A 21444-nucleotide genomic window follows, 5' to 3' on the forward strand; every position below is an offset into this window, starting at 1 on the left:
GGAAGCCGCCAGAAATTAACGGTTCTCCAGGACGTCGTGTCAGTGGCGGCATCTACTTTCCACAAGGAGGTCCAGGACGGCTGGCCCGCGGCATGGTGGATGGGGGAGTGGTGGCAGCTGAGGAACCGGAACCTGCCGTTGGAGAGGGTGCGGCCGATGCTCGTCAGGTCGTGGAGTACTTGGTGCGGCCCGAAGCCGACGTGTACATCGCAATCATGGATGTACTAGAGGGATCGGTGACTGATCTGACCGTTGCCGAGATCGCGGCAGCCCTGTCCGGGGGCCCGCTTCGTATGGAGCTCCGGCTGGTCGAGACGCGTCTGGATGCCCTCAAGGGCATGGGAGCGGTCTCAGTACGGTCGGACACCACACATGCACGCCGCTACGCGGAGATCCTTGCTCGAAATTGGCGTTATACCGCCAGCCCCGCGGGCCGGCACGTGCAGCGCTTCTACCGTCAAGTGCTGGCTGGTACGGCGACGGTGCGGGAAATCCCGATCGTGTCCTTGGGCCGTCTCGTCTCCCACCTTGAGCAACTCGCCGCGAGCCTTGGATCCGACAAGCCCGCTGCCGGCCGTGTGGACGCAGCGATTCTGGATGCAGCGAACGCGGTGTTCACCAGCCATGACGATCTTGACGCCGCTCTGGTGGGTGCCGAGGATGCGCTGCTGAGGTTGGCCGACAGGTTCGACCTGGACGAGGAACGCACCAGTGACCTCAAGGGCCTACTTGTCGATTACGCCACCCGCGTCGCGGCCGAACTCGATTCCGGTGCGGCACGCGCGGCCGAAGCGCTGGCTGTGCTGCAGCCGTGGTTCGCCACTTTGGCGCAGGCCGCCATCGATGCATCCCAGGCCCGCGACCTCATCGTCGCTGGTGCCCTCAGCGCCTCCCGCGGAGGCCGAGTCGAGGACTGGGAGGGACTGCGCGGTTGGTTCGACGGTCATACCGGACGCGCGGCGCGGTTCTCACTGCGCTTGGTACGGACGGTGCCGAGTATGCACGCGAACCTGCGTCGGTTGCACTCGTCATCGGGGACCGCCTCCACCCGTACCAGGGCCCTGGCGCTGGCCCGCGCCGTGCTGACACCGGAGATCGGCGTGCAGATCTTCCAGGCCGCGCTGGGTGATCACTCCTGGCGCAAGCTGTATGGCCAAGCTGACGAGGACGACGTCGGCCGCAACCCGTCCTGGCGGGGCGGCCCGCAGGTGCCGGTGCCGAGCCTGCTGCGCACTGCTGGCCGCTCTGGCCCGCGGGGCAGGGGCGCTGCCCCGCGGGACGACAGCGTCGTCAGGTTGCAGGTGGCTCACGAGCGGGAGCGGCGCCGGGCTGAGCATGCGCGTGCGGTCGCCGCGGTGCTGGCGTCGGTTCCCGGTCGGGGCTTGGAAGAGGCGGATGCCCGGGTGGCGTTGGCCGCTCTCATGGCAGCGGCCCGGGCCGCTGCGAGGGGTCCGCGCCGTACCGGGGTCAGCGGGGGGCTTGCCTGCACGCTTGTTCACACGGGAGTGGGAGTCGGTGTCCTGCGCGCCCCTGCATGGCGGGTACTTCTGCCCGGCCGTGTCCCGTTGTTTCATCTGCCTGGCTGCCGCCCTTCCCCCGCAGCACTTTCTGCTGTCGCGGGCAGTGCCGTGACGGATGACGTCTCAGAGCGGGCGACGCTGCGCATCGCTCCACGGACAGGCCCTCATGAGCTCGGCCGCGAGACGCATGCCGTCCCCCTGAACGAAGGAGCAGCATGAACGAGGAGGAGAGCGCCGTACCGGAACGTGAGAGGGACCTGGGAGCCTCTGGTGGTCGCCCGGCCCGGCGGCGGGCCTGGCGTCCCGAGGCTGATGCCGAGACGGCAGCATTGCTGCGTCACCTCGCCGCTCACCCGTGGCTGGTCGGCAGCCGCGATGACGCACTGATCGCGGCGGTGCGTCGCAACGAGCATGTCCTGCGCTCGGCGGTGGCGCGCCTGGGATGGGTGCTGGTCATCGAACGTGATCTGGTGCGTCTGCGGAAGAGCCCCCCGCCACGCCCGGCAGCGTGGGCGGCCCAGGGTCCGAGCCCGGCTGCCTGCTCCTGGTTCTTCCTGCTGCTCGCAGCCGCTGAGTCGATGCCGCCGCGTACGGCGATTGGGCACTTGGTCACCCAGGCGCACAGTGCCGCCGCGGAAGCAGGTGTACCTGCGCGTCATGACATCGCTGAGCGCCGAGCCATCGTTGCTGCGCTGCGCATGCTCGACGAACGTGGCGTGGTCGAGCGTCTCGACGGCGACCTCGACGGATATCTGCACGACGATCACGCGCCCGTGCTTCTCGCCATCCATCACACCCGGCTGGCCTACGTCGTCGCCAATCCTGGTGCCGTCGACCCTGCTGCCGACCCGCAGGCATGGCTTGAGCAGGTGCAGCGCGAACCGGACGCGGCCCGCCGGATGCGCCGGGCCCTGGTGGATGACACCTGCGTTCATGTCGCGCTGCTCGATGAAGCTGAGGCGCAGTGGCTGAGCCAGCGGGTGCGGGGCGACGACGGCGGTCCGCTGGCGGATGCCTTCGGGTTGGTACTGGAACGACGCGCGGAGGGAGCTGCGTTCGTCGTGCCCGATGAGGCATACCGGCACTTGCACGAGCTCGGCCCGATGCCCTTTCCCGCCCCAGGCACCGTCAATCACGCAGCGTTGCTGCTGCTCGACCATGCTGCCCTGCATGGCACGACCGGCGATGGGCCCGGGCCGGGCTGGCGCGGCATGACCGAGGACCAGGTGGTGGCGGCACTGACGGGGTTCGCCGACGGTAACGCCAGTGGCAGGGGTGGCTGGGGAGCCGAGTACGCCCATAACCCGGTGCTGCTTGCTAGCAAGGTCCGTGATCTTCTGGTCGGCGCCCACCTGGCCCGCCTCAACTACGGCGGCTCGCGCGCCGGCGAGGAAGGTGCAGCGGCGTGGTGGTTCGCTCCCACGGCTGGCCGGTGGGCGCAAGGAGGCAACCAGGATCCCAAGGGCGGCCGTTCTCGTTCGTCCAGGTCCGCAACCGCGGAACGTCACCCGCACATCGCAGTCCAGCAGGGCTTGTTCGGCGACACCAAGGTCGGGGACATGACGGAGGAAAGCACGCGTTGAACGACATCTTTGATCTCGATTTCTCCTCACCGCAACCGCTGCCGCCCTCCGGTAGCCCCCACCGGTTCGGCGGCCGCTGGCGCTTGGTCGGCGCCGGTCTGTCGAACGTGTGGCGCTACGGCGACCTCGACCTCCCGGCGGCCTCCGGACGCCTGCTGCTGCGCGGACCCAACGGGACCGGCAAGACCACAGCGCTGGAGGCCCTGTGGCCCTACCTGCTGGACCTGAATGCCGCCAGACTCGCCGCAGGCAAATCGCGCCCCACCACCCTGAAGCTCCTGATGAGCCAAGGCGCCCCGGCCAAGGGCCGCCGTTACGGATACCTGTGGCTGACCTTCGCGGCTCCGTCCGGCGAACCCGCAGCGGACAGCGCTCAGCAGCCGGCGGCAACCGTCGAAGAAGTTGTGAGTTTCGGAGTCCGGCTCCAGTACTCGCCCAGCTCCACCCCGGCCGTCCGCGTCATCCCCTTCACCGTGCCCGGCCGCCCCCTGCAGGAGTTGGCGCTGCGTACTCCCGAAGGCGGCGCGCTGGAACACGAGGAGTTCTCCACCCTCGTGGGGGCAGCCAGCGGTCACGTCTTCACCGAACCCGACGACTACATCGAGCACCTGGCACACCACATCTGGTCCACCACCCCTGGTGAGCTGCGCTTACTCGCCTCACGGCTGCGGGAAGTACGCAACCCCACCCTGCTGGGCGACGTCTCCCCGTCCGCGGCCGCCGACGCACTACGGCAGTCCCTGCCGGGCGTGGACGGAGACGTCCTCAAAGCGACAGCGGAGGCACTCGCCGAATCGGACACCACCCGTGATGCCTTCGAACGCGACGATCACGCCGCCACCCTGCTCGCAGAGTTCGCCCGTGTATGGACCGGGCACGTCGTCGATGTCACCCGCACCGCTCACACCGCCGCGCGTGAAGCCGAGACCGCAGCCGCCGAATGCGCCCGTCACGTCCGGAAGTGCACCAGCCGCCTCGACGACGCGAGGGCCGCTGCCGAACAGGTCAGCGCTGCTGCTCAACGGCTCAATGAAGACCACCGCGTCGCCCAGGCCGCCGCGCGCGCCATCGAAACCAGTGACGCCTACCAGTCCCATGGCCGTGTCATGGACCTGCGCAAGCGGCTGAAAGCCGAGCAAAGCGCTGCATCCAGCAGCTACGACAGGCTCAACTCCGCGGCTGACCAGGCACGAAAGCAGACCGAGGACGGCCAAGCAGCCCTTGAAGACGTCATCGGCGACATCGCCGACCTCTCTGCCTCCGCAGCGGCCGCGGGCGCCCAGCCGACAGTGCTGGCCACCCTGCTCACCCACCACCCCCGCGCCCGCGCGACCCGGCCTGTCGCCGACTTCGTCATCGACCCGGGCCCCGGACTGACCCTCACCCATGACCGTGCCGGACTCGACCAGCTCGCCACCGCCTGGACGCACACGGCACAAGCGCACCGGACCGCAGCTGACCGGGCCGCGCTCATCCTGCGCGACTACGAATCCGTCGCAGCAGCAGAGAAATCAGCAGCGACTGCTGACCACACCGCGGCCAGCGTCGAAGCCGCCTACGACGAGGCATCCCAAGCTCTCGCCATCGCCGCCGCAGCGGCCCGCGCAGTGGCCCACCAGTCCCTCGCCGATACCGCCCGATGGGCCCAAGAGCATCCCCATCTCCGCGGCCTGCGCCAAGAGGCGGAACCTGTCTGGGAGCAGCAAACGGTGTGGGACGCGGACGACGTCCACGCCCTCACCGCAGCCGAACCTTCGACGGTCCGCGACCAGCTCAACGACTGGGCCGATCAGGCCCTGCGTATCGGTGAAGCGTTCGCAGCCATCCATGAAAGCGCAGCCAAGCAGCACCAGGCCACCGCAGCCACCCTGGACGCCACGGCCGCGGAGCACCGTGGCGAGGCCCGGCGACTGCGCTCCGGGCAGCTGCTGCCACTGCCTCGCCCGCATTGGGCAGGGTCCGGCCAGGACGACACCGCGCTCGGCGCGCTACTCGAATGGCATCCCGCACTCGATGCCTCAGACGACCAGAAGGCACTCATTGAGCTGGCCTTGGCCACCTCCGGAGTCCTCAGCGCTCACCTGCACCCAGGTGGAGCCACCAACCACACCTGGCACATCAGCCCCGCGGGCACCGTCCCGGAGCCTAACCTGACCGCTGTCCTGGACATCGTGCACGACCATCCGCACACGGCCCTCGCCCGCGCCGTCGTGGAGCGCATCGCACTGACCGACACCGCACCTGGCCACCACGGCCTCGCTGCGATCGTCATCGGACGCGACGGCACCTTCACCACCGGCCCCCTCGGGGCAGATCCCGTCGCCGCGCTACAGGCCACCGACAGCCAGGTTCCACCCGCCTCCCACATCGGCGCCCGCACCCGCCTGGCCCAGGCCCAGGCCAAAGCCGACGAGCTGGACGCAGCCGCCCAAGAACTCGAGGCCAGCGCCGCGGCCGAGCGCAACGCCGCAGCCGAGTGCCGCCAAGAGCGCAACCACATCCGCGCCCAGGCCCAGGCATTCCCGTGCCGGCGCGAGCTGACCGAGACCGAGGCACTGCGCGCCAGCGCAGCGAAAGAGGCAGACCAGCGGCATACCACCGCACGGACGCTCCGGGAGTATGCCGACGCTGCCGCCGCCGAGCACACCCGTTTGCGGATGGACTGGGCAGTCCGCGCCCGAAGCATGCAGTTGCCCACCGACCCCGCAGCCCTCGACAGGCTCAGTGCAGACGGCCGGACCTGGGCTGAAGCACTAGTGAAAGCCGCGGATCAGTTGTCTACACGTCTGCTGCCCCGGCTTGAGCGGGTCCTCAAGACCCTGCCCGACGAAACCGCCCTCGCCGAACGCCTGGCCGACCTCCAGCACACCGCCCAGAGCGCTCACACCACAGTCCTTGAGACCACGGCCGAACTCACCGAGGCTCAGTCCCACGGCGACGCCGAGGAAGCAGCACGCCGCTTCGAGGCAGCCACCGACCGGGCCGACGACCTCCACCGGCGTCTCGAATCGGCCCGAACACAGGTCGTTGAAGCAGAGAAGAAGCTCAGTACCCGCGAGAGCGAACTCAACTCCGCCCGAGAGCGACTGAACGACGCACACCCACACCAGACAACCACACGCGCGCATCTGGCCACCCTGCTCTCCTGGGCCCCACTCGCCCGGGCGATCGAAGCCGGTCCCGGCCGCCTCCCCAACGCCACTGACGGCCCGGAATTCCTCGACACCGTCGAAGAACTCCTCCGACGCCGGCCAACCGCCTCCAAGAAAACCCTCGGCGAACGCTACGACACCATCCGCGCCGAACTCGCCCAGACATGGACCATCGCCCGCGACGACACACCCACCGGACTCGAGCAGCTAGACACTTTCGTCCTCACCCAAGCCGAAACCGACTACGACCCCCTCAGCGCCGCAACCCGCGCGCAGGACCTCGCAGGCCGGGCCAAAGCCGCACTCGACGCCGCAGAAGCTGCCGCACTCCGTGACTTCGTCATTGGCCGCCTGCCTGCCGCCATCGGAACCGCCTGGACCGCCCTGACAGGGTGGGCAAAAACGGTCAACCGCAAGATGCGTGCAGCCCAGGCATCCTCCGGAGTCGGAGTCCAAGTCCACATCAACCTGCGTGACGACCTGGACCCCGCCACCCGCACGGTGTACGAACTGTGCTGCAAGATCAGCGACGCCGTCCGCACCGAAACGCAAAAGGACCAGGTCGGACAGGCGCTGCGGTCCCTACTTGCCGCGGCCGACGGCACCACCATGGAGGAACGCCTGACCGCGGCAGTCGACATCCGCAACTGGGTCGATGTCCACTACCTCGTGGAACGCCCCGGCTCCGACGGCAAACCGGTCACCGGTCGGTGGGGCCCACGCACCGGCCTGTCCGGAGGCGAACGACGACTCGTCGTCCTGGCGCCCATGCTCGCTGCGATCGCCGCCTACTACGACCGCTACCCCGCCACGGCACTGCGTCTGGTCCCCCTTGACGAAGTCCCCGCTGAGGTCGACGAACGCGGTCGCGAGGGCCTGGCGCGCTACCTCGCCGAACTCGACCTGGACATCCTGTGCACCTCCTACTTGTGGGACGGCGCACCCGGCGCGTGGGACGGCATCGATGCCCACGACCTCGAAGCGGGTGCCGACGGAACCGTCGTCGCATTCCCGATGCTCATCCGTACAGGCCAGGACCTGCCCGGGAACACCGACGCCGAACTTCGGGCCGGGAGTCCCTCATGAACTGCCCGCTGTGCAACGGAGCCTGCGCAGAGGCCGACTTGGTCCCACTGCTCAGCCCCGAACTCACCTGGCTATGGCAAGCCCTGGCGGCAGCAGCCGACCGACGAGGGGACGAGACACTCACCTCCGGCACCCCGGTCACGGTATTGCTGCCCGTCTCGGCAGCCCAGTGCGCTGCGGCAACCGGCCTCATCGGCGGACGGCCACCAGAGCCCGGCCAGCGACGTCGCCTCAACCTGGAGGAACTGGCCGCTGCCGTGGCCATCCGCGGACCAGCGCTTACACCCGGCGCCGTCGCTGCCCATGCCTGCAACCGAAGGCTGGCAGCCAAGGCCCGTAGCCGCGCCGAGCACACGGCCGCTTCCGACCGGATCCGTTCCCTCCTCGAACACTCCGCAGCCGACCTACCCCACCACGTACGTGAACGCATCCAACCGGCCACCGCCTTCACACGCCTACACAAGCTCGGGTGGATCACCCGCCTGCTCAAGACACCAGACCCGGAAACGCTGCTCACCCAGGCCCTGCAGGTGGCCGCCCGCCTACCCCCACCCGGCCGACGCATCGACCGCCGAATCCTCGTGCCGGGCAATCCCCACGCCCTCGACGCGGGCACACTGCCCGCCTTAGTTCTCGCGCTGACCGGAACATCCGCCACAAGGGGGCGTTCAAGCTGGGTCCATCTTGGAGTCGACTGCGACGACCTGCTTGGCGGACTCATCATCACCGGAGTCACACCACGTGGATGGCAGATTCCCCCTGGCGCGACCTTCGCCCTGCCTCCCAGAGAACTTGCCGACATCACCTGGCAACCACCCGACAAGAACAACGAGTGGGCTTTCGTCACGGAAAACCCATCCGTGCTCGCCGCAGCAAGCAACCACGCCTTGGCCAACGACGGGGTCCGGACACCCCGCGTGATCTGCACGGCCGGCACACCCTCACAACTGGAATGCCAAGCAATCGGCGCGCTGTCCACCGCTGGATGGCGGATCGCCATCCGCGCCGACTTCGACCAAGCCGGTCTGGCTCACATGCGAGCACTACTCGCAGCCGCACCAACCGCGCTCCCATGGAGAATGAGCGCAGCTGACTACCTTCAAGCCGCTCCCAAGGGAACCGACATACTTCACCTCCAGGAGTCCGACGCCCCCTGGGACCCGTTTCTCGTTACTGCGATGCTGACCCAGTCCACCCCCGTGTACGAAGAGGATCTGCTCGTCAAACTACTCGCTGACATCGCTGACGGCCGACCAGAGTTAATCGAGGCGTGATCAGCTGGTCAACAGCACTTCCCAGCGCAGAGTGCTCCTGAGGCATCGCCTAGCCTGCGAGTACGACCGAAAACTGCACCCCGCGTGCGCGGGGAGCATCGTCGCCAACGAACCTTCCCGGCAACGCGGGGATCATCCCCGCATGCGCGGGAAGTAGATCACCAAGCGGCCTGGATCGCGGCGTACTCGGGGTCATCCCCGCGTACGCGGTGAGCAGACCTTGCGGGTCGGCATCCGGCCCTGGATCGGGGTTTCATCCCCGCATGCGCGGGGAGCAGTCGGTAGACGGGCCGCGCGAGGCCAGCGGGAGGGGTTCATCCCCGCATGCGCGGGGAGCAGGCCCCGGCCAGCGGCGCGGGGCGTGGGGGTTAGGGTTCATCCCCGCATGCGCGGGGAGCAGCACGCTGCTGATGCAAGTCGGCCCCGGCCGGAGGGTTCATCCCCGCATGTGCGGGGAGCAGCCTCCAGCGTCACCTACTCCTGGTCCTCGCCCGGGTTCATCCCCGCATGCGCGGGGAGCAGGTCTCACTCGGGCCGGGTATCGAGGACGCCAGGGGTTCATCCCCGCATGCGCGGGGAGCAGTGCCACTCGGCGAGCTCGGCGGATCCGGCCTCGGGTTCATCCCCGCATGCGCGGGGAGCAGCCGGCGTAGTCGAGGGCTACGCCCCACGGCTCGGGTTCATCCCCGCATGCGCGGGGAGCAGGCTGGCTGACCTGGCACTCTACGACGGTCGCAGGCTGGTTTGCAGCACTTCCTCTGAATCCGGCAATCCGGACACCGAGGCTGCTGTGTCACCATCCCCGCGTGCACGGGGAGCGGTTCGGACGCTCTCTCGTTCAGGCTGCCACGACCGTAGTGACTGGCCGCGCGGAGTGTGGAGAGATCTCGCTGCAGGCTCCCTTTGCGACTTGCTGCGGGAGGAAAGTCGGTTCCACTACGGTGTCGACGTAGCTGGTGGCCGCCCAGGCCGCTGGCCGTGCTTCTCGTTGCCGTATTGGCAGAAGGAGCCGGATCCCGACTGCCCATGGATGCCGACATCCGGGTCACTGTGGTGATGGTGTTCGTGCTGGCGTTCGTCCGCGGTTCACTCCCGACGAGGGGGGCTCGGAGGGGGATCTGATGCAAGACAGTACGCCGCACTGGAGTGCGAAGCTCACACCCGAGGCCCGTTCCGTGTGGGCCAAGCATGACCGGAAGACGGAGAAATGGCTGCCGTTGTGGCGTCACATGGCCGACTCCGCAGCCATGGCGGGGCGACTGTGGGACGCATGGGCTCCGCGTCATCTGCGGGACCTCGTGGCCGGCAACCTGCCTGGCGGTGACGAGGACGGGAGGTTGCTGGTCGTCTGGCTCGCCGCCGTCCACGACATAGGCAAGGCAACACCGGCCTTTGGTTGTCAGGTTGACGTCCTGGCAGGCCGAATGGACCGTTTGGGGCTGAAGATGCCCACGCTGAAGCAGTTCGGCGCTGCGCGCAGCCGTGCGCCGCATGGTCTGGCCGGGCAGGTCCTCCTGGAGGAGTGGCTGGAGCAGCAGGACTGGCCGCCCCGGCATGTCATGTCCTTTGCCGTGCCTGTGGGCGGGCACCACGGTCTGCCTCCGGCACACGAGCAGTTTCATGACCTGCGCCGGCACAGTGAACTGTTGCGGACACCAGGCCTCAGTGAGGTCCTCTGGCGTGCTGTGCAGAGTGAACTTCTCGACGCATGCGCGGCGGCGTACGGGGTGCGGGAGCGCCTTTCGCAGTGGCGGGCGGTAAGGCTGTCGCAGCCTGTCCAGGTCATCTTATCCGCCTTGGTCATTTTCGCCGACTGGATCGCCAGCAATCCGGACCTCTTCGTGCTGTTCCCTGAGGACCGGCACCGCGATGAGGCTGACCGTATCGACGCCGCATGGCGCGGCATCGGCCTTCCCCGGCCCTGGTCACCGCAGGTGCCAGAGGGGACGGCGCAGGAACTCTTCGCCGCTCGTTTCGGCTTGCCCTCTATCCGGCCTTTGCAGGAGGAGGCGGTGCGCCTTGCCCGGGAGGCGCATTCGCCGGGACTGATGATCATCGAGGCGCCGATGGGCGAGGGGAAGACAGAGGCCGCCCTGGCGGTGGCAGAAGTCTTCGCCGCGAGGACGAGGGTGGGAGGCTGTTTCATCGCTCTGCCCACCCGTGCCACATCGAACGCGATGTACGGGCGCACGAGACGGTGGCTCGAGCGTCTGCCTGGGGATGTGGATCTGACGGTGTTCCTGGCCCACTCGAAGGGCCCGCTCAACGACGACTACGCGAAGGACATGAGGGCGGGGGCCCGCACTGTTGCCGCGGTCGACCTGGATGCGGTTTCCGATGTCACCACCTCACGGCGAGACGATACGTGCGCCGCCTCTTCTCAGCTCGTCGCCCATCAGTGGCTCCGCGGACGCAAGAAGGGCATGCTCGCTCCGTTCGTTGTGGGCACCATCGATCAGCTTCTCTTCGCCGGGCTCAAGAGCCGGCATCTTGCGCTTCGGCATCTTGCTCTCGCGGGCAAAATCGTCGTCATCGACGAGGTCCACGCCTACGACGCCTACATGAACGAGTACTTGGAGCGTGTGCTGTCCTGGCTCGGGGCGTACAAGGTTCCCGTCGTCATGCTGTCGGCGACCCTGCCCGCAGGCCGCCGCCGCCGGCTGGCCGAGGCCTACGCCGGCGAGGCTGATCCGCGTCCTGAGCTGGAGGAAGCCGACGCCTATCCACTGATCAGCGTCGTCACCCCCGGTCAGGAATCCGTCATCAGCCGTCCCGAAGCAGCAGCCGACCGCCGTACAGAGGTTGAGATGGAGCAGCTGGGCGACGACCTGGGAGCACTCGCGGACCGGCTCGAGAGCGAGCTGGCCGGGGGCGGCTGCGCGCTGGTGGTCCGCAACACCGTTGACCGTGTTCTCGAGGCGGCAGCAGTGTTGCGTGAACGCTTCGGCCCGGGGGCGGTGACGGTTGCCCACTCCCGTTTCCTCGATGTGGACCGGGCGCGCAAGGACGACGATCTCGTCGCCCGGTTTGGTCCCACGGGTCCGCGGCCTGCCGGGCCGCACGTCGTGGTTGCCAGCCAAGTCGCAGAGCAGTCGCTCGATATCGACTTCGACGTTCTGGTGACCGATCTTGCCCCTGTCGACCTCGTCCTGCAGCGGATGGGACGGCTCCACCGCCACCGCCGTGGGCGGGGCCAGTGTGAACGCCCGGCCCGGCTGCGGACGCCGCGATGCCTGGTCACAGGTGTCGACTGGGGGGCGTTACCCCCGGCGCCGGTCAGCGGTTCGGTGTCTGTCTACGGTCGGCATGCCCTGCTGCGGTCCCTGGCGGTGCTGCTCCCGCACTGGAAGACGCTGCCGGTCGTGCTCCCGGACGACATCAGCCTGCTGGTTCAGGCCGCCTACGCGGACAGGGCTGCCGCCCCTCAGGACGGCTGGGTGGATGCGATGGCTGAGGCGTTGACGGAGCACGAGATTGCTGTCGTCAGACAACAGCGGGCTGCGCAGGTCTTCCGGCTTGCGGAGGTCCGCAAGCCGGGACGTTCCCTGGTCGGCTGGATCGACGCCGGTGTGGGTGACGCGGACGGCACCAGGGCCGGCCGAGCTCAGGTGCGGGACAGTGACGAGAGTCTGGAAGTACTCGTCATCCAGCGGCGCGGCGATGGCACGTACGCGACGCTGCCCTGGCTGGACTGGGGGAGGGGAGGGCTGGAGGTACCTGTTGACGCGGTGCCACCACCCCATATCGCGCGGGCTGTTGCAGCCAGCGCGCTGCGTCTGCCGTACCACTTCTCCAAACCGTGGGTGATCGACCGTGCCATCGAGGAGCTCGAGAGATTCGGGCCGGAGGTGTGGCAGAGACCGGAGTGCCACTGGCTGGCCGGTGAACTGATTCTTGTGCTCGACGAGGATTGTCAGACCCGGCTGGCAGGCTTCGAGGTCCACTACAGCGAGGCCGATGGGCTGGAGATCAATCCGGCTGGGGCCAGGACGTGAAGTTGGTGAAGGGCGTGCCCAGTTTCGACCTGGTCTCCCGTCCGTGGGTGCCCGTCCAGTTACGCGACGGCACTTCCACGGAGCTGTCGCTGAAGGAGGTCTTCGCCTGTGCCGGCGATGTGCGGAGACTGGTGGGGGACGTGCCTTCACAGGAATTCGCCCTGCTGAGGCTCTTATTGGCAATCTTGCACGATGCCGTGGAGGGGCCGGAGGATCTCGAGGCTTGGCAGGAGCTGTACGAGAGCCCGGAGCCTTTCGCCGATATCCCCCTGTATCTCGATCGGCATCGGGAGAGGTTCGATCTTCTCCATCCCGCCCGGCCGTTCTTCCAAGTCTCCGATCTGAGGACGCAGAAGGACGAGGTGGCATCGCTGAACCGCATCGTCGCGGACGTCCCCAACGGCGATCCCTTCTTCACGATGCGCCAGCCCGGAGTGGACCGGCTGTCGTTCGCGGAGGCGGCGCGCTGGGTGGTACATGCCCACGCTTTCGACACGTCCGGCATCAAATCGGGTGCCGTGGGGGACCCTCGGGTCAAGGGCGGCAAGGGCTATCCGCAGGGTGTCGGATGGGCCGGCAACCTGGGAGGCGTCTTCGTGGAGGGCGACAGCCTCCAGCAGACTCTCCTGCTCAACCTGGTGGCTTCCGACGCGTCCGCGCTGACCGTCGGCAAGGACGACAGACCGGCGTGGCGGCGGGAGCCCTGCGGGCCGGATGTGCAGCAGGGCCTGGAGTCGCGGCCCACCGGTCCTCGGGATCTGTACACGTGGCAGTCGCGGCGTATCCGGCTCCACCATGACGATCAGGGTGTCCACGGCGTGGTCCTGTCGTACGGAGATCCTCTGGCGTCGGCCGACAGGCACCTGTACGAGCCGATGAGCGGCTGGCGCCGCAGCAAGCCGCAGGAGAAGCGACTGGGCCGCTCGCCGGTCTACATGCCCCGCGAACACGACCCTTCGCGCGCCGCATGGCGCAGCCTCGCCTCGTTGCTCATGTCTCAGGGACAGGAGAGGACTGCCCAGCGCAGTGAACCTGCTCCGTATCTGCGGGCGGGGGTTCTGAAGTGGATCGCCGAGCTGACGTACGAGCGTCTGCTGCCCCGGGAGATGTTCATCAGGCCCCGGCTGGTCGGTGCGAGGTACGGCACTCAGCAGTCGGTCATCGATGAAGTTGTTGATGACGGCGTCACGATGTCGGTGGTCCTGCTCCACGAGCAGGACCAGCGGTATGCGACGGAGGCCTTGGGGGCGGTCGAGGACAGCAACGCCGGGGTCGGGGCTCTGGGTGACCTGGCGGCCGATCTCGCCCGGACGGCAGGCCGTGACCCGGAGGCGCCGCGTGAGACGGTCCGGGACCTGGGCTTCGGCCTGCTGGACGGCCCCTATCGGCAGTGGCTGGCCGGCCTGGGTGACACGCAGGATGCGGGGGAGGCTCGAAGGAACTGGCAGCGGACGGCCTACCGGATCCTGCGGGAGACGGCCGACAGGCAGCTGGCAGACGCAGGTGAGACTGGCTGGCTGGACCACGCCTCATCCGAGCGGGTCTTCCACGCCCGGCTCAACAAAGCCTTTCCCCTGCGCCATGAGTCCGGGGCCGGCTTAGTGCCAGATCTGGAAGGAGCCGACAACAGCAAGGGGGTATTTCCATGACCGACACCGCGCCGAAGATTCCGGCGCCCATCCGGTCGCAGAAGTTGCAACACGAGCCGGTCAAACAGCTCGGTCCGCTCCGTCAGGCCGTCACCCAGCACATCCGTACCCTGCAGGTCGACTACCTCAACGACCGTTCCCACGCCGTGCAGGCCCTTGCCCGCCTGCGCCGCGGCGTCGGTCGTCAGGCCACGGAAATGCCGGACCTGTGGGGCTTGGTCGGCGTCGAACAGTTCCACGAAGTCCGGTTCACCCAGCGGCAAGCGCCTGCTGGGGAGGCCGAGGCGCTGCGTGCCGAGCGCGCCGCGCACGTAGCCGTCACCCTGTGGGCCTTGCATCAGCAGTCCAACCGGACCAAGCGCATGCACGTCGCCGACGGGCCATCCATGGGAGCGGCGGTGCGCCGATTGATGTCGGGGACCGATTCGGACGAGCCGATCCGCAAGCGACTCGTACGCGCGGGGACGGCCACCACGCTCGAGGTGATGGCACAGAGGCTGCGGGACCTGGTCGTCCTGTTGCGGACGGCGGAGGTTCCCCTCGACTACGGCTTGCTCGCCGAGCAACTCGACACATGGCAGAAGCCGGGCGGGCCGAGCCAGGTTCGTCAGGCCTGGGGACGCAGCTTCCACGCCTACCGCCCCCCGGCCTCCAGCACGGCGAAGGGCGGGGACGTCCCCGCCGTGCAGCCTGAGACCGCCGCGAACGAGATGAGGGAAAACGCGTGAGCCGCACGATTCTTGACGTCCACATCCTGCAGACCGTCCCGCCGAGCAATCTCAACCGTGACGACACAGGAGCCCCCAAGAGCGCTGTCTACGGTGGGGTGCGCCGCTCGAGGGTCTCCAGCCAGGCGTGGAAGCGGGCCACCAGGAAGGCCTTCGATGACCTGCTGGACCCGGCTGAGCTGGGGGTTCGGACGAAGAAGGTGGTCGAGGCGCTGACGGAGCGGATTGCGGTCCTCGAGCCCTCGCTGGAGGCGGAACAGGTATGGCCGATGGCCGCCGAGATCATTCAGGCGGCGACCGGCGCGAAGATCGAAACGCCCTCGCGGAAATCGGGTGGGAAGGACGGCAAGGACGACGAACCCGCCGACCCTCAAGCCCCGCAGTCCTCCTACCTGCTCTTCCTCAGCGCCCACCAGCTCGACGGGCTGGCAAGCCTGGCCATCGAGGGCATCGGCAAGGGGACCGAGCCCAAGGTGTTCGTGAAGGACAAGGACAACAAAGCGCGAGCCAAGCAGATCGCCGCCACCCGGCACTCGGTCGACATCGCGCTCTTCGGCCGCATGGTGGCCGATGCGTCCGACATCAACGTGGACGCGGCGGCTCAGGTCGCCCACGCCCTGAGCGTGCATGCCGTGGACATGGAGTCGGACTACTTCACGGCCGTAGACGATCAGAACACCAGTGCGGAACCGGGCGCCGGGATGATCGGCACGATCGACTTCAATTCCGCCACCCTCTACCGCTACGCCGCCGTGGACATCGACCTGTTGGCCAAGAACCTGGACGCCGGCCTCGCGGACGGCGAGCGCGCCGGTGAGCCGGTGCGGCGGGCAGTGGAGGCCTTCATCGAGGGCTTCGCGATGTCGATGCCCACCGGCAAGGCCAACACCTTCGGCAATCACACCCTCCCCGACGCCGTGATCGTCAAGCTGCGTTCCTCCCGGCCCGTCAGCTTCGTAGGGGCCTTTGAGAAGCCGGTCGTCCAGGAGGACACCGGCGACGGCCACGTTCGCGCTGCCTGCAAGGCGCTGGCGGATCACATCCCCGCGGTCGAGAAGGCCTTCGGAGCCACCGCCGACCGCACCTGGATCCTGCGCGTCGGCGAGCACACGGCTGATCTTGCTCCGCTCGGCGCCGAGGTGGACCTGCGCCCACTGGTCACCGAGGTAGGCGAGGCCGTGGCGGAACGTCTCGGGAAGCGTGGATGAGCGTTCTGACACTGCGCCTGGCGGGCCCCCTGCAGTCGTGGGGGGCCTCGGCCCGGTTCGCCCGGCGCACCACTGAGACGGCCCCCACCAAGAGCGGAGTGACCGGTCTGCTCGCCGCGGCTCTCGGGCGCGACCGAAGCGCCGACCTCTCCGACCTCGCCGCGCTGCGTTTCGCTGTACGCATCGATCAGCCCGGTACCCGCCTGCGGGACTTTCAGACAGCCCACCACGCAGACACCGACAAGGCGATGCCCGTCTCGGAGCGCTTCTACCTGGCCGACGCGGTTTTCGTCGCCGCCGTCGCCGGCGACGACGATCTGGTCCGGAAGCTGCACGCAGCAGTACGCGCTCCCGTCTACCTCCCCTACCTCGGCCGCCGCTCCTGCCCGCCGCAGGGGCCCGTCGATCTCGGCGTGCGGGACGCGGGCGATCCGGTCGAGGCCCTGAAAGCAGAGGAGTGGCAGGCGTTCGAGTGGTACCGCCAGCAGCGCCGCCGGGACCCGCTGGTCACCCTGACCATCCTCGGCGAGAGCACGGCCAGCAGCGGCCTCGGCGACACCCTCAGGGACCAGCCGGTCAGCTTTGACCCGCGCCACCGCCGCTATGCCCTGCGCAGCATCGTCTCCACGTCGGTCGACGTACCGAACCCCCGTTTCAGCCCACCCGTCCCAAACCGGCGCACCCCTGTCCCCGTACCTCGGCACGAACCCGAGGCCCTGCTGTCCCCGATGGACGGTCCTTGATGCACCTGACGCGCTTCCGAATCAACACCGCGCGGCTCGGCGCCCGCAGCCTCCTCGCATCACCCCAGCGCATGCACGCTGCCGTGATGTCCTCCTTCGCGGGGGCACTGCCCAGCGACACCAGCAGCTCCCGGACACTGTGGCGGCTCGACCGGAACGCCAAGGCGGAGGTCCTGCTGTACATCGTCAGCGAGGAACGCCCCGACCTCACGCACTTGGTGGAACAGGCTGGCTGGCCCACGACTGCCGCCTGGCAGACATACGACTACGGAGCCTTCCTCAGCGGACTGCAGGCCGGCGGCACCTGGGCGTTCCGCCTGACTGCCAACCCCGTCCATCACATCCGGCGCAAGGACGGCGACCCGACCAAGCGCACTGCGCACGTGACGCCCCAGCACCAGATGGGGTGGCTGCTCGCCCGGCAAGAGGCCGCAGGATTCCGGATCCTGGACACCCCGCCCGAGCGGCGGCGCCTGCCGCAGGGCGATGAATTCCAGCTGACGGTCCGCGACGAGCGCAGGCACCGCTTCGAAAAGACCGACGCACAGGGAGGCCGGGCCAACCGCGTCCCCCTAGTGACCGTCACCTTCGACGGACGTCTGGAGGTCACCGACCCCGAGGCGCTTCGACGGACACTGACACTGGGCCTGGGCAAGGCGAAGGCGTACGGCTGCGGACTGATGACTCTCGCCAAGGCCGTGTGAGGCATGGCCAACATTGCTCAGCGCCGTACGGCGTCCCCGCGCGAGCTCACGCGTGTCGCGGAGCGGATCTCCTTCATTTACCTCGAGCGGTGCACGATCCACCGCGAAGACAACGCCATCACTGCCGAGGACGCCGAGGGAACCACTCACATTCCGTCGGCGACCATCGGAACACTGCTCCTCGGGCCCGGCACCCGCATTACCCACCAGGCGATGAGCGTGCTCGGCGAGAACGGTGCCGCCGTGGCCTGGGTCGGTGAACAGGGCGTCCGCTACTACGCGGGCGGGCGCTCCCTGAACCGCTCCGCCACGCTTCTGGAAGCACAGGCCACCCGTTGGGCGAACCAGCGAACCCGCCTGGAGGTGGCGCGCGCCATGTATCGGCTGCGCTTTCCGGACGAGGACCCTTCAGGGTTGACCCGGCAGGAACTTCTCGGGCGCGAGGGCCGCCGCCTCAAGGACTGCTACCGCCGCGAGGCGCAACGAACGGGAATTCCCTGGCGTGGCCGGCAGTACGTCCCCGGCGACTTCAGCGCAGGCGACGCGCCCAACCAGGCGGTCACGGCAGCCGCCCAGTGCATGTACGGAATCACGCACGCCGTCGTGGCGGCGTTGGGCTGCTCTCCCGGGCTCGGCTTCGTGCACTCCGGCCACGAACTGTCGTTCGTCCTGGACGTGGCCGACCTGTACAAGACGGAGATAGGCATCCCCCTCGCATTCGACGTAGCGGCCGAGAGCGGTGAGGACGTCGGCTCCCGGACACGGCGTGCGCTCAGAGACAGGATCAACAAGGCCCGCCTCCTCGACCGATGCGTCAACGACATCAAGGGGCTGCTGCTGGTCGGGCAGGCGGACAACCCGGCTCTTTCCGACCCCTCGGAACACCTGGACCGGGTGATGCTTCAGTCTGATCGCGACGTTGCCGTACCCGCAGGCCGCAACTACGCGGAGGAGGTGACCTGGTGACAGTGATCGTCCTGACCCAGTGTCCCGTCGGCCTGCGAGGGTTTCTCACCCGCTGGCTGCTGGAGATCTCACCAGGTGTCTTCATCGGCGGTCCATCAGCCCGGATCCGGGAGACGCTGTGGGCGGAGGTACGTCAGTACGCAGGCAATGGCCGGGCTCTGCTGGCGTACAGCTCGGACAACGAGCAAGGTTTCGCCTTCGAGACCCACGACCACAAGTGGAGTCCCAAGGACCACGAGGGCGTCACACTGATCCACCGCCCGAATGACCGCACAGCCGCCCCTTCGCCGGCGACCAAGGGTTGGAGCAAGGCCGCGAAGCGACGACGCTTCGGGAGTGGATAGGAGACGATTCATCCCATATACGCGAATCGAAAGAACTGAGTCAAAGCCGGGGTTGCCGTCCGTAAAGCCCCAGGTCAGTCAGTCTGCTCCCCGCGCACGCGGGGATGTCCCCGCCCACCGCTTCGACCTCGACACCGCGCTCAACTGCTCCCCGCGCACGCGGGGATGTCCCCAGCAAAATTCGCGGAGCAGCAGCCGCAGCCGGCTGCTCCCCGCGCACGCGGGGATGTCCCCAGTAGCCCGACGCGCGTATCGGGTGCGCCCCTCTGCTCCCCGCGCACGCGGGGATGTCCCCCCGGGCCAGGCGGCCGGGCGGGTGCCGCTGGTCTGCTCCCCGCGCACGCGGGGATGTCCCCTACACCGACGAGCCCACGTTCCCGGAGATCTACTGCTCCCCGCGCACGCGGGGATGTCCCTCTTCGTGGGGCAGGCAATCGAGGGAGACAAGACTGCTCCCCGCGCACGCGGGGATGTCCCCCGGGGAGGGCCTCTGTGAACCTCAGCGACGTCCTGCTCCCCGCGCACGCGGGGATGTCCCCGCGGACAAGCGGCACTGAGGTGTGCCCGTTCGCTGCTCCCCGCGCACGCGGGGATGTCCCCGGCGGGGTGATCTCCTGCGTGTAGACGCGGGCCTGCTCCCCGCGCACGCGGGGATGTCCCCGCCTTAGTCACCTTCTCGAGGGTGCCGAACAGCTGCTCCCCGCGCACGCGGGGATGTCCCCGCGACTCCGAGGCCGACCGTCGCCGGAAGCACCTGCTCCCCGCGCACGCGGGGATGTCCCCCGATCATTACCAACGAGCAGCTGATCGAGTTCCCCTGCTCCCCGCGCATGAGGGGATGGCCTCTCGGCCCCGGTGGGCCAGGTCGAGGGCCGTTCGGAGCGGAACTGCCGGTCTGGCTCGGGCGGGGACCGCAGTACGACCGGCTCCGCCTGCCCGGCCAGGTCGACGCGGTACGTCGTGTTGGACACGCCGCCGCCCACCTCGGTTGCGTCCAGGACCTCGGTGTCGGCGTCAAAAGGCGCGACGGCACACCGTCTGGATCTCGCGATCGGTGAGTCCTCGCTGGAAGGCGCCGGCGGGACGTTTCGATGGCGTGCAGTTTCGCGGGATTTCCCTTCTGAGCGGGTGAGGAAGCGCGGGGCGCCGCTACTGGCGGGGTTGGCGGCCGGTTGCCGAGGCGACCGGCGCCCTGTCCACGACGATCAGTCCCTCCCCGTAGCGCGCGATCGGGCCGTCGGTTGGCCGGTTCACGATCTCCAGGCTGCTCCGACCGGCCCGCCCACGCAGCGGGATCTCCCGAAAGCGGTACGGGGGACGTCACCCAACCCGCATCACCAGAGCCCGTACGGCAAGGCTGGGCCCTTTGGCCGGCGTTCTACCTGGCCGCCGAAGCGCCAGCCGTCACCCGCACCCGCACAACAGAGCGGTGGTGCGCAACTCGGTGCGAAGAAGCGGCAGAAGCGCCTGTTACAGAGCCGTGAACCCATTCGGCGCACAGCACACGGCATGGCGTGAATGAACTGCTTATGTGGCTGAAACTTCCTTGCTTCGACATCGGGCGGGCTGCCCCCACCTCCCGCCCCGACTTCGTCAACTGGACCTGACGCTTGCATCTTGCAAGGGAGAGTTACGGACATGTCCGCATTGGGCAACGTGAGTCCGAGGTTGTGGCGGTTAGTGGTGGGTGCGGGCCAGAGTGTGGCTCCTCGGCAAGGACGCCGGGAACCGTACGGAGTCCGCCCGGCTTGTACGAGGCCGGGCTGGGCTGACTGTTGAAGGAGTCGTCTTTATGTCTGCTTCTCTCGCCACTCGCCGTCTTCTCACCGCGGTGCTGGCCGCCGGCGCCCTGGTCGGCGCGGCCGCCGTCCCGGCCGCCGCCCACGACGACGACCGGCGCGGCCACCGAGGCCCGCACTCCTCGATCGTCATCGGCGACGTCCAGAACGACAGCCACGGCCGCGACAACCGCGCCCTGAACCAGGAATGGGTCGAGGTGAAGAACACCGGTCGTCACTCCGTCGACCTGCGCGACTTCACCCTCACCGACCGCGACGGCAACCGCTACCGCTTCAACCACCTCCGCCTGGACGGCCGCTCCAGCGTCAGGGTCCACACCGGACACGGCCGCGACACCCACCACGACGTCTACCAGGACCGTCGACACCAGATCTGGGACGAGCGCGACACCGCCACCCTCCGCGACGACCGCGGCCGCGTCATCGACACCGAGTCCTGGGGCGGCCGCAGCCACCACGGGCACCACGAGAACCACCGCCGCTAACCCAAACCGGCAGCCACACCGTCGGGGACAGTGAACTGCCAGCCATCAGCAGCAACCGCGTGCCGCGGCCACCAGCCGCGGCACGCAACCCCCGACCACCTTGGGCGCCTGACGTGTCTGACCCGTCAGCCTGCACTCCATGTCTGCGGCACACGCGGGCGGCCTACTGCAGGCGGAGCCCCGAACTTTCTGGAAGCAGCAGCGACAC

At 68.4% G+C, this 21444-nt stretch carries 13 protein-coding genes and 2 CRISPR repeat arrays; all 13 genes read left to right on the forward strand.

Features of this window, described 5'->3' with window-relative positions; genetic code table 11:
• Positions 1-170: 170 nt before the first annotated feature.
• The 13 genes from JIW86_RS41030 (at position 171) to JIW86_RS41090 (ending at position 21236) form a co-directional block, all read left to right on the forward strand.
• A complete protein-coding gene (locus JIW86_RS41030; RefSeq protein ID WP_257559815.1) occupies positions 171-1739 on the forward strand; it encodes a DUF2397 domain-containing protein in 1569 nt (522 codons plus the stop codon).
• Complete coding sequence (locus JIW86_RS41035; protein WP_257559816.1) at positions 1736-3103, forward strand: TIGR02678 family protein; 1368 nt, start codon at positions 1736-1738, stop codon at positions 3101-3103. Before JIW86_RS41030 ends, JIW86_RS41035 begins: the two co-directional genes overlap by 4 nt.
• A 473-nt stretch (positions 3104-3576) precedes the next feature.
• On the forward strand, positions 3577-7341 hold the full coding sequence (locus tag JIW86_RS41040) for an SbcC/MukB-like Walker B domain-containing protein (RefSeq protein ID WP_257559817.1): 3765 nt from the start codon (positions 3577-3579) through the stop codon (positions 7339-7341).
• Positions 7338-8615 (forward strand): DUF2399 domain-containing protein, encoded by a 1278-nt coding sequence (locus JIW86_RS41045; protein ID WP_257559818.1) that lies wholly within the window; start codon positions 7338-7340, stop codon positions 8613-8615. Before JIW86_RS41040 ends, JIW86_RS41045 begins: the two co-directional genes overlap by 4 nt.
• 128 nt (positions 8616-8743) lie before the next feature.
• A CRISPR array of direct repeats spans positions 8744-9320; the repeat unit is 29 nt; unit sequence GGGTTCATCCCCGCATGCGCGGGGAGCAG.
• Positions 9321-9736: 416 nt separating this feature from the next.
• On the forward strand, positions 9737-12610 hold the full coding sequence (gene cas3 / locus JIW86_RS41050; protein WP_257559819.1) for a CRISPR-associated helicase Cas3': 2874 nt from the start codon (positions 9737-9739) through the stop codon (positions 12608-12610).
• Complete coding sequence (gene casA / locus JIW86_RS41055; RefSeq protein WP_257559820.1) at positions 12607-14259, forward strand: type I-E CRISPR-associated protein Cse1/CasA; 1653 nt, start codon at positions 12607-12609, stop codon at positions 14257-14259. The genes cas3 and casA overlap by 4 nt, the downstream gene beginning before the upstream one ends.
• On the forward strand, positions 14256-14987 hold the full coding sequence (casB, locus tag JIW86_RS41060) for a type I-E CRISPR-associated protein Cse2/CasB (protein ID WP_257559821.1): 732 nt from the start codon (positions 14256-14258) through the stop codon (positions 14985-14987). The genes casA and casB overlap by 4 nt, the downstream gene beginning before the upstream one ends.
• A complete protein-coding gene (gene cas7e, locus JIW86_RS41065) occupies positions 14984-16195 on the forward strand; it encodes a type I-E CRISPR-associated protein Cas7/Cse4/CasC (RefSeq protein ID WP_257559822.1) in 1212 nt (403 codons plus the stop codon). The genes casB and cas7e overlap by 4 nt, the downstream gene beginning before the upstream one ends.
• Positions 16192-16938: a type I-E CRISPR-associated protein Cas5/CasD gene (cas5e, locus tag JIW86_RS41070; protein ID WP_257559823.1), complete on the forward strand. Its 747-nt coding sequence runs from the start codon at positions 16192-16194 to the stop codon at positions 16936-16938. Before cas7e ends, cas5e begins: the two co-directional genes overlap by 4 nt.
• Positions 16938-17642 (forward strand): type I-E CRISPR-associated protein Cas6/Cse3/CasE, encoded by a 705-nt coding sequence (cas6e, locus tag JIW86_RS41075; protein ID WP_257559824.1) that lies wholly within the window; start codon positions 16938-16940, stop codon positions 17640-17642. Before cas5e ends, cas6e begins: the two co-directional genes overlap by 1 nt.
• 3 nt (positions 17643-17645) lie before the next feature.
• Positions 17646-18608 carry a type I-E CRISPR-associated endonuclease Cas1e gene (gene cas1e / locus JIW86_RS41080; protein WP_257559825.1) on the forward strand — a complete coding sequence of 321 codons (963 nt, stop codon included), beginning with the start codon at positions 17646-17648 and terminating at the stop codon, positions 18606-18608.
• Complete coding sequence (gene cas2e / locus JIW86_RS41085) at positions 18605-18952, forward strand: type I-E CRISPR-associated endoribonuclease Cas2e (RefSeq protein WP_257559826.1); 348 nt, start codon at positions 18605-18607, stop codon at positions 18950-18952. The genes cas1e and cas2e overlap by 4 nt, the downstream gene beginning before the upstream one ends.
• An 83-nt stretch (positions 18953-19035) precedes the next feature.
• Positions 19036-19798: direct repeats of the CRISPR family, unit length 29 nt; unit sequence CTGCTCCCCGCGCACGCGGGGATGTCCCC.
• 946 nt (positions 19799-20744) lie between these two features.
• Positions 20745-21236, forward strand: coding sequence for a lamin tail domain-containing protein (locus JIW86_RS41090; RefSeq protein WP_257559827.1), 492 nt, complete (start codon positions 20745-20747; stop codon positions 21234-21236).
• The last annotated feature ends 208 nt before the right edge of the window (positions 21237-21444 follow it).

The sequence above is a fragment of the Streptomyces sp. NBC_00162 genome (genome assembly GCF_024611995.1).
Taxonomy (GTDB): Bacteria; Actinomycetota; Actinomycetes; order Streptomycetales; family Streptomycetaceae; genus Streptomyces.